Below are 6,592 nucleotides of genomic sequence, written 5' to 3' on the forward strand. Positions count from 1 at the left end.
AGGCCTGCCGCCAGCGTTCGCTCTGAGCCAGGATCAAACTCTCAAGTTTCATGAGATTTGATCTCGGCTGATCACACGTTTCGCTGGTGTCGCTTTCGCGACGCCATCTTTGACGAGGTCCATCCACCTGACCGATTGCTCGACCAGTTGCGATGTACCTTGAAACGTAGACCGCCGAAGTATTCTCGTTGGCCGCGGCCTCGTACATGCCGAAGCATGTCCTTGGATGCGGCCCGCAAGGACTCCGCCGTCCACGTTTCTCTTTCTTCCGATTCACTTTTCAAACAGCCCGGGATCCGAAGACCCCATCCCCGATTTCCGGGGAGAAACTCATTCGCCGAAGCAGCCCTTGCCTCCGACAACTGATCGGAAGCTGGGTTCACTGTTTCAAGTGAGGTGCTTCGAAGGAGCGGGACCGCCGAGAGGCAGTGCGCCGCGCCAGTGGGGGGGTATATATTCGGGGCTCGATTTCGTGTCAACACGATTACGACGAAAAAAATCGCGCTGCGCTGCAAATCGTTCCCGCTTCTCCACAAATGGGGTCCGAGCCTTGATTCTTCAAGGAAAACGGCTCTGCGCCGTACTGAGGCCATATTGTTCGGACGTCCTGCTGCTTGTTGGGGAACATATTCGCGGGCTTGGGCAGGCCCATTCCGGATCAGAAAAAGCGGAGACCGGCGCGCATTGACGCGTCTACCTCTCCACGGCATCGTGCCGCGCCTTTTTCTTCCGGTCTGCTCGCTGTGTTGGGGGCGCGAAGACCTGTTGACCATTCGTACCGGCCGGCGGACGCCCGGCTTTCTGGGGGACGGCGAATTGGACCAAAGCCGCGCGGCACACCGGCCAAGGGCTGAGATCGATCGCATCGATCTTGGCAATGAGCCGCCGCTGTCCGTCGACGGCGGAACCGGGATGACGATCGACCGTCGTCGCGTTTCGGCCCAGTGGTTTTCCGGGACTATTCTGACTGGCCTGTGCGGCGCAGCCTTGATGGGCGGCGCCGTTTTCACATCGCTCGATGGCGAAGCTCACTTCGCCGCCTCCCCCGAACGCGTTGAAGGCGGCCTGCGCGGCGCCATTGCCGAACGCTCTTCGGGCCCGCGCAAGGCCGATCGCCTGCCGCCTGCGGGCGAAACCAACTCGGCACGGCAGGTCATCCGCGTGTCGATGACGAGCCGTTCGGGTAACCGCGAAGTCGTCCGCGTGCGGCCATTCGTGCGCGTCTCCTCGAACCTCGCGATGGCCGTCACCGAATTGTCGGCCGGCATCCCGCCCTTCAATCCGCAGAAAATGCTCGCCGATTCAGATGCGCCGATGCCGACGAGCGATACCGCGAACGCGGCCGAGCCGGACGCCGAGGTCTCGTTCGTGCAGCGCGATCTCGCGGCGATTCTCCCGCGCGCCAAGATTGCCGGCAGCGTGTCCATGGACGAGATCCTTGCGACGGTGCGTGAAGCCGCGAACTGGGGCGCACGCGATACCAACCCGCGCTTCCAGGTCGCCGGGCTCCCGACCGCCGCGCGTGTGCTTGGTTACGCAGCGGAAGGCACACCCGATCCTTATGCCGGCTTCGAGGCTCGCATCGTTCCGGAAAACATCACCCTTCTTCCGAAAAACACGACCCCGGTGAATGTCGTCAACGAACGCACCATTGTGGTGAAGAAGGGCGACAACATCTCGAGCATCCTGCAGGAGCTCGGTGCGCTGCCGCAGGAAATCCGCGCCATCGCTTCGGCCCTCGGCTTCCGCGGCCGCGACAACGGCTTGAAGGAAGGCCAGCGTATCCGCGTCCTGCTCAACCCGGTGGCGGGCAGCGGGCGGCTGCAGCCGGCTCGCGTGATCATCGCGAACGACAGCGTGATCGAGGCGGTGATCGCCCTCTCCGATCTCGGCCGCTACGTGTCGGTCGACGTCGCCGCGATGAACACCGCATCCGTCGCGGACGCCCGCGAGGATGATGAGGAAGAGGATGACGGCCGCGGCGTGCGCCTCTACCAGAGCATCTACGAGACCGCTTTGCGCAACCAGATCCCGCGCGCGGTCATCGAGGACATGATCCGCGTTTATTCGTACGACGTGGATTTCCAGCGCAAGGTTCAGCCCGGCGATTCGTTCGACGTTCTCTATGCCGGCGAGGATGAGACGCCGGGCGGCGCCGAAACCCGCAACGATGTCCTGTTCGCCGCGCTGACGATCGGCGGCGAACAGAAAAAGTTCTACCGCTTCCAGACTCCGGACGACAACATCGTCGACTATTACGACGAGACCGGAAAGAGCGCGAAGAAGTTCCTGGTCCGCAAGCCGATCTCCGACGCCATTCTGCGCTCCGGTTTCGGCGTCCGCCGCCATCCGATCCTGGGCTACGCCAAGATGCATACCGGCGTAGACTGGGCCGCCCCGCACGGCACACCGATCTATTCGGCAGGCAACGGCGAAGTCGAAAAGGTCGGCTGGGAAGGCGGCTACGGCAAATACGTGCGCATCAGGCACACCAACGGCTACGAGACCGCCTACGGTCACATGACCGCCTATGCCCGCGGCATCGAGCCCGGCGCGAAGGTGCGGCAGGGCCAGGTGATCGGCTTTGTCGGCTCGACCGGCCTCTCGACCGGCGCGCATCTGCACTACGAAATCATGGTCAACGGCCGCTTCGTCGACCCGATGCGTATTCGTCTGCCGCGCGGCCGCGTGCTGGAAAACCAGTTGCTTACGGCGTTCGAAGCCGAGCGTGACCGCCTCGACAACATGATGGCGCGTGGTGGAGCCGGCGGCCGCGTTGCGCAGACAAGCTCCGCGACGCGCTGATCGGCGCTGTCATCTCCGGTGCCCGCATTGGCCGGCGCGCAGCACTCCAGCAGCTTTCGAATAGATTGGTCCGATCCGGCCGCGCACTCTTGAGCGCGCGGCCGGAAAAGCCTGTCTGTTACGCCGCTTCCTTCACGGCTTGGCCGTTGAAAGTCAGCCCCGACTTGCCGGCGGAGACCTTCACCGTCTCGCCATCCTTGACCTTGCCGGACAGGATCAGCTCGGCGAGCGGATCCTGCAGGTTCTTCTGGATCACGCGCTTGAGCGGGCGCGCGCCATAGGCCGGATCGTAACCCTTGTCGGCGAGCCACTCGCGCGCCTCGGGTTCGAGCTTGATGGTGATCTTGCGATCGTCCAGCAGCTTGAGCAGCCGCTGCAGCTGGATGTCGACGATGCGTCCCATGTCCTCACGCCGCAGCCGGTGGAACAGCAGGATCTCGTCCACGCGGTTGAGGAATTCCGGACGGAAGTTCGAGCGCACCACCGCCATCACCTGATCGCGGACCGCTTCCGTATCTTCGCCCTCCTTCTGGTTGACGAGATATTCGGCGCCGAGATTCGACGTCATCACGATCAGCGTGTTGCGGAAATCGACCGTCCGGCCCTGACCATCAGTCAGCCGCCCGTCGTCGAGCACCTGAAGCAGCACGTTGAACACGTCCGGATGCGCCTTTTCGATTTCGTCGAACAGGATCACCTGATAGGGCCTGCGCCGCACCGCCTCGGTGAGCGCCCCGCCCTCCTCGTAACCGACATAGCCGGGAGGCGCGCCGATCAGCCGGGCCACGGAGTGCTTTTCCATGTATTCCGACATGTCGATGCGCACGAGCGCATGCTCGTCATCGAACAGGAACTCGGCCAGCGCCTTGGTCAGCTCGGTCTTGCCGACGCCGGTGGGGCCAAGGAACATGAACGAGCCTATCGGCCGGTTCGGGTCCTGCAGGCCGGCACGCGCTCTGCGCACCGCGGTCGAGACTGCCGTCACCGCTTCCTTCTGGCCGATGACGCGCTTGGTGATCTGCTCTTCCATCTTGAGCAGCTTCTCGCGTTCGCCTTCCATCATGCGGTCGACCGGAATGCCGGTCCAGCGCGACACCACCTGCGCGACATGGCTGGCGGTGACAGCCTCCTCAGCCAGCACCGCACCGGCGGCGCTTTGCGCCTCGACATCCTTGAGCTGCCTTTCGAGCTTCGGAATGCGGTCGTATTGCAGTTCGCCGGCGCGCTGATAATCGCCGCGCCGGGTGGCATCGGCGAGGTCGTTCTTCAGCTTGTCGAGCTCCTTCTGCAGGTCGGCCGTCTTCGAGAGTTTGTCCTTTTCCGATCTCCATTTGGCGGTGAGCGCATCGGCCTTCTCTTCGAGCTCGGCCAGTTCCTTGGTCAACCGCTTCAGGCGGTCCTTGGATCCGGCGTCGCTCTCCTTGCGAAGGGCCTCCTGCTCGATCTTCCGCCGCACGATCTCGCGGTCGAGATTGTCGAGCTCTTCCGGCTTGGAATCGATCTGCATGCGCAAGCGAGCTGCCGCCTCGTCGACGAGGTCAATCGCCTTGTCGGGCAGGAAGCGGTCGGTGATGTAGCGGTTGGAAAGCGTCGCGGCAGCGACCAGGGCCGCGTCCGCAATCCGCACCTTGTGGTGCGCCTCGTACTTGTCCTTGAGACCGCGCAGGATCGAGATCGTGTCCTCGACCGTCGGCTCTTCAACGAAGACCGGCTGGAAGCGCCGCGCGAGCGCCGCGTCCTTCTCGACATGCTTGCGGTACTCGTCGAGCGTAGTCGCGCCGACGCAGTGCAGTTCGCCACGCGCGAGTGCCGGCTTGAGCAGGTTCGACGCATCCATCGCGCCGTCGGTCTTGCCGGCGCCGACCAGGGTATGCATCTCGTCGATGAACAGAATGATCTGCCCGTCCGAGCCGCCGACTTCGGTCAGGACCGACTTCAGGCGCTCTTCGAACTCGCCGCGATATTTCGCGCCGGCGATCAACGCGCCCATGTCGAGCGCAAGCAGCTTCTTGTCTTCGAGCGATTCCGGCACGTCGCCGTTGACGATGCGCAGCGCGAGACCTTCCACGATCGCCGTCTTGCCGACACCCGGCTCGCCGATCAGCACCGGATTGTTCTTGGTCCGTCGTGACAGCACCTGGATGGTGCGGCGGATCTCCTCGTCGCGGCCAATCACCGGATCGAGCTTGCCGTCCCGGGCAGCCTGGGTGAGATCGCGCGCGTATTTCTTCAGCGCGTCATAGGCGTTTTCGGCAGTCGCCGTATCCGCGGTGCGGCCCTTGCGGATCGCCTCGATCGCCGCGTTCAGGTTCTGGGCCGTGACGCCAGCATTCTGCAAGATCTTGCTGGCGTCGCTGTCGCGATCGAGCGCAAGCGCCAGCAGCAGCCGCTCGACGGTGACGTAGCTGTCGCCCGCCTTCTGGGCGACCTTCTCGGCCTGATCGAAAACGCGCGCCAGCGCCGGCGTCATCTGCGGCTGGCTCGCGCCGCCGCCCGACACCTTCGGCAGCTTTTTCAGGGCCGCCTCGACATCCTTCAGGGCCTGCCTGGAATTGCCACCCGATCGGTCGATCAGGCCAGCACACAATCCTTCCGGATCGTCCAGCAGCACTTTCAGAAGATGTTCGGGGGTGAATTGGGGGTTGCCCTCACGGAGGGCCAGAGAATGCGCGGACTGAATGAAGCCGCGCACACGTTCGGTGTATTTTTCAAAATCCATATATCGCTCCCTCGGCCTGATCCGCGGCCCTCGAAGAGGCGCCGGCGGAGCATCTGGGTCGTCCCGCGGCTATGATCCGCCTCAAACGGCTCACACCTGCGGGACTCAACCGGCGGACCCCGGATGGGCATCCGCAGCCTCGATGTAGGAATGCGGTCCCGTTTCCGTAAGGCAGGGCAATCGAAAAAGCTTGCCGGGACCTTACCGCTCCCGCAAGACGGCGGGGTAATTTCCAGACACCGTTAAGCCCCTGCCTATGAACGCGAAAATCCGGTCGATCTATCGCTACCCGGTCAAGGGGCTTTCGCCCGAGGCTCTGGCCGCGGTCACCCTCTCACCCGGCCAGACGCTGCCGGCGGACCGCCTCTATGCCATCGAGAACGGTCCCTCGGGCTTCGACCCGGCGGCACCCGAATATTTCCCGAAGCAGCGCTTCCTGATGCTGATGCGCAACGAGCGGCTGGCCGCCCTCGACACCCATTTCGAGGAAGCAAGCCACATCCTGACGATCCGGCAGAACGGCGCGGAGGCAGCGCGCGGCGACCTTCGGTCCCCGGAGGGCCGGGCTGCGATCGAGGGCTTCTTCGCGCGCTACAGCGCCGACGAACTGCGCGGGCCGCCGAAGGTTCTGCAGGCCGACGGCCACAGCTTCTCGGACGTCGCCGCCAAGGTGGTCTCGATCATCAACCTTGCCTCCGTCGCGGCCGTGGAGAACGCGGTGGGCGCGCCGGTCGATCCGTTACGCTTTCGCGGCAACCTCCATGTCGAGGGCTGGCCCGCATGGCGCGAATTCGATCTGCTGGGAACGACGCTCGCGATCGGCGATGTGCGGCTGAAAGTGGTGAAGCGCATCGTGCGCTGCGCCGCTACCAACGTGGAGCCGCGCACCGGAAGCCGGGACATGGAAATCCCGCAAGCGCTCATGCGCAGCTTCGACCACATGGATTGCGGCGTCTACGCGGAGGTGACGGCGGGCGGTCTCATCAGCGCGGGCGACAGCGTCCGCACGCCGCCTATGACAGAGCGTCAGGCTTAGTAGCTGTAACAATAGTTGGTCGACGACGGGAT

At 64.0% G+C, this 6,592-nt stretch carries 4 protein-coding genes; 2 read left to right on the top strand and 2 right to left on the bottom strand.

Features of this window, described 5'->3' with window-relative positions:
- A partial coding sequence (locus tag VNZ93_RS13275) for a hypothetical protein (protein WP_325705585.1) occupies positions 1 to 208 on the bottom strand: 208 nt, incomplete at its 3' end.
- A gap of 557 nt (positions 209 to 765) precedes the next feature.
- Here VNZ93_RS13275 and VNZ93_RS13280 point away from each other — a divergent pair.
- Positions 766 to 2,805: a M23 family metallopeptidase gene (locus tag VNZ93_RS13280; RefSeq protein ID WP_414710067.1), complete on the top strand. Its 2,040-nt coding sequence runs from the start codon at positions 766 to 768 to the stop codon at positions 2,803 to 2,805.
- A 118-nt stretch (positions 2,806 to 2,923) separates the two neighbouring features.
- Here VNZ93_RS13280 and clpB read toward each other — a convergent pair whose 3' ends face one another.
- The gene (gene clpB, locus VNZ93_RS13285) at positions 2,924 to 5,524 is read right to left on the bottom strand and encodes an ATP-dependent chaperone ClpB (RefSeq protein WP_325705588.1); all 2,601 of its coding nucleotides are present in this window, start codon (positions 5,522 to 5,524) and stop codon (positions 2,924 to 2,926) included.
- 256 nt (positions 5,525 to 5,780) lie between these two features.
- On the opposite strand from clpB, the gene VNZ93_RS13290 reads away from it, so the two are divergent.
- Positions 5,781 to 6,560, top strand: coding sequence for an MOSC domain-containing protein (locus tag VNZ93_RS13290; protein WP_325705591.1), 780 nt, complete (start codon positions 5,781 to 5,783; stop codon positions 6,558 to 6,560).
- The last annotated feature ends 32 nt before the right edge of the window (positions 6,561 to 6,592 follow it).

The sequence above is a fragment of the Pseudorhodoplanes sp. genome (assembly GCF_035565795.1).
In the GTDB taxonomy this organism is placed as follows: Bacteria; Pseudomonadota; Alphaproteobacteria; order Rhizobiales; family Xanthobacteraceae; genus Pseudorhodoplanes.